Raw genomic sequence first — 2906 nt, forward strand, 5'->3', positions numbered from 1 at the left:
GGTCGACTGGGCCAACGAGGCGAAGGTCCTCGACCGCACGGTGACCGCCGCCGACACGTTGAAGAACGTGATGGTGAAGCTGCGCCACCCCGACGGCAAGACCGTCGGGCCGCGTGGCGCCGGTACGGGCCCTCGCCCAGGCCCCGTGAGAGGCCTCGGCAGTGGGTCCCGGCCCGGATCGGTGACGCGCGGTACCCGGCCGGTGCCTTCATCCGGGCAACACCAGTCACCAGAATCGAACAGGCCCGCTGGGCCGAGAACCGCCTACTGGCCCCGGCCGGTGGGCGGTTCACGTCGTTTCCTGGGCTTTCGTCGCTGTCCGGATGTGGAGGCCCGATGCTCATCGGAGGCTCCGACTGCTCAAGGTCTTGACGGGGGGCACCCCAAAACGCTCATCTTAGAGTTCACATGTTAGAGAAAACGGCAGGAGTGAGAGAGTCGATGGAGACTCCGGGGTCGCAGACATCTCTGCATCGGGCCAACCTTGAGCGGGTCGTACGTGCCGTAAGGATGGCAGGGTCCCTGACCCAGGCCGAGATCGCCAGGAGCACCGGCCTCTCCGCAGCCACCGTCTCCAACATCGTTCGTGAACTGAAGGACGGCGGGACGGTCGAGGTGACCCCCACCTCGGCCGGGGGGCGTCGCGCCAGGAGCGTCTCCCTGAGCGGAGACGCGGGCATTGTCATAGGGGTGGATTTCGGGCATACGCACCTTCGGGTGGCCATCGGGAACCTGGCTCACCAGGTGCTGGCCGAGGAGTCCGAGCCGCTCGATGTGGACGCCTCGTCGGCGCAGGGCTTCGGGCGGGCGGAACAGCTGGTCAACCGCCTGATCGAGACCACGGGGATCAGCCCCGGGAAGGTGATCGGCGTCGGCCTCGGTGTACCGGGCCCGATCGACGTCGAGTCCGGCACGCTGGGCTCCACCTCGATCCTGCCGGGCTGGACGGGCATCAACCCCAGCCAGGAGCTCGCCGGACGCCTCGGTGTGCCCGTGTACGTGGACAACGATGCCAACCTCGGGGCGCTCGGGGAGCTCGTCTGGGGCAGTGGCAGGGGGGTCAGGGACCTCGCGTACATCAAGGTCGCAAGCGGTGTGGGCGCCGGTCTGGTGATCGACGGGACCATCTACCGGGGGCCTGGCGGTACGGCCGGCGAGATCGGCCACATCACCCTCGACGAGTCGGGCCCCGTCTGCCGCTGCGGGAACCGTGGCTGCCTGGAGACCTTCACCGCCGCCCGGTACGTCCTGCCACTCCTGAAGCCCAGCCACGGGCCCGATCTCACCATGGAGCGGATGGTCCAGCTGGCCCGCGAAGGGGATCCGGGCTGCCGCCGGGTCATCGGGGACGTCGGCCGCCACATCGGCAGCGGCGTGGCGAACCTGTGCAACCTGCTCAACCCGAGCCGGGTCGTGCTCGGCGGATCCCTCGCGGAGGCGGGGGAGTTGGTGCTGGCACCCATCCGTGACTCGGTCTCGCGGTATGCCATTCCCAGCGCCGCCCGGCAGCTCTCCGTGCTGCCCGGAGCGCTCGGGGCGCGGGCCGAGGTTCTGGGTGCTCTGGCCCTCGTGCTCAGCGAGATGGGGGATTCAACCCTTTTGGAGAGCACCCTCCCTGCCGCGACTCCTGCCTTCACTTAGATAACGAATGGCACCGTTGTCATCTCGTTAAGGATTTACTCCTTGACGCTGACGTCGCGGCCGAGTTGACTTCCAGCCACCTCGGCCGCAACGTCGCGGCCTCGTCAGGGAGGTTCGAAATGAACACGCGTATGCGTCGTGCCGCCGTTGCCGTTGCCGCCACCACCATGGCCGTCTCGCTCGCTGCTTGCGGGAGTGCCAAGGAGTCGGGCGACAAGGCCACCACCGACTCGGGTAAGAAGGGCGACGATCTCAAGATCGGTCTGCTCCTCCCCGAGAACGTCACGGCCCGTTACGAGAAGTTCGACAAGCCGATCATCGAAAAGAAGGTCAGCGAGCTCACGGGCGGTAAGGCGGAGGTCGTCTACTCCAACGCCCGGCAGGACGCCACGCTGCAGTCGCAGCAGGTCGACACCATGATCACGAACAAGGTCGACGCGCTCATCATCGACGCCGTCGACGCCAAGGCCATCGAGAACAGCGTCAAGAAGGCCAAGGACGCGGGCATCCCCGTCGTCGCCTTCGACCGCCTCGCCGAGGGCCCGATCGACGCCTACACCTCCTTCGACAACGAAGAGGTCGGCCGCGTGCAGGGCAAGGCCCTGCTGGAGGCCCTGGGCACCGCCGCCAAGCCCACCATCGTGATGATGAACGGCTCGATCACCGACCCGAACGCCAAGCTCTTCAAGCAGGGCGCCAAGTCGGTCCTCGACGGCAAGGTCACGTACGGCAAGGAGTACGACACCAAGGAGTGGAAGCCGGAGAACGCCAACTCCAACATGGAGGGCGCGATCACGGCGCTCGGCAAGGACAAGATCGCCGGCGTCTACTCCGCCAACGACGGCATGGCGGGCGGCATCATCCAGGCCCTCAAGTCGGCCGGTCTCTCCAAGCTCCCGCCGGTCACCGGCCAGGACGCCGAACTCGCCGGTGTGCAGCGCATCGTCACCGGTGAGCAGTTCATGAGCGTCTACAAGCCCTACCCGCAGGAGGGCATCGTCGCCGCGGAGATGGCCGTCGCGCTCGCCAAGGGCGAGAAGCTCGACACCATCGCCACGTCCAAGATCGACAATGCCGGCACCAAGGCCATTCCGACGGTCCTCGTCCCGGTCGTCTCGCTGACCAAGGACAACATCAAGGACACCGTCATCAAGGACGGCATCTACACGCTCGACGAGATCTGCTCGGCCAAGTACGCGGCCGCCTGCACCTCCGCGGGCCTGAAGTAGGTCCCAGTCGCCCGGCCGGCCCTCAGAGGCCCGGCC

General features: G+C 67.2%; 2 protein-coding genes. Both read left to right on the plus strand.

What is annotated here, in order from left to right; all coding sequences use genetic code 11:
* The first annotated feature begins 441 nt into the window (after nt 1-441).
* Nucleotides 442-1641 (plus strand): ROK family transcriptional regulator, encoded by a 1200-nt coding sequence (locus ACFWFI_RS42200; RefSeq protein ID WP_387401180.1) that lies wholly within the window; start codon nt 442-444, stop codon nt 1639-1641.
* Nucleotides 1642-1760: 119 nt separating this feature from the next.
* Entirely contained in the window at nt 1761-2870 is a 1110-nt protein-coding gene (locus ACFWFI_RS42205) for a sugar ABC transporter substrate-binding protein (RefSeq protein WP_387401182.1), read from the plus strand.
* Nucleotides 2871-2906 lie beyond the last annotated feature (36 nt).

Source organism: Streptomyces sp. NPDC060209 (assembly GCF_042728155.1).
Classification (GTDB): domain Bacteria; phylum Actinomycetota; class Actinomycetes; order Streptomycetales; family Streptomycetaceae; genus Streptomyces.

Excerpts from the sequence above, each read along its gene's own strand:
- ACFWFI_RS42200 (WP_387401180.1), top strand. The coding sequence starts at position 442 with ATGGAGACTCCGGGGTCGCAGACATCTCTGCATCGGGCCAACCTTGAG.
- ACFWFI_RS42205 (WP_387401182.1), top strand. The coding sequence starts at position 1,761 with ATGAACACGCGTATGCGTCGTGCCGCCGTTGCCGTTGCCGCCACCACC.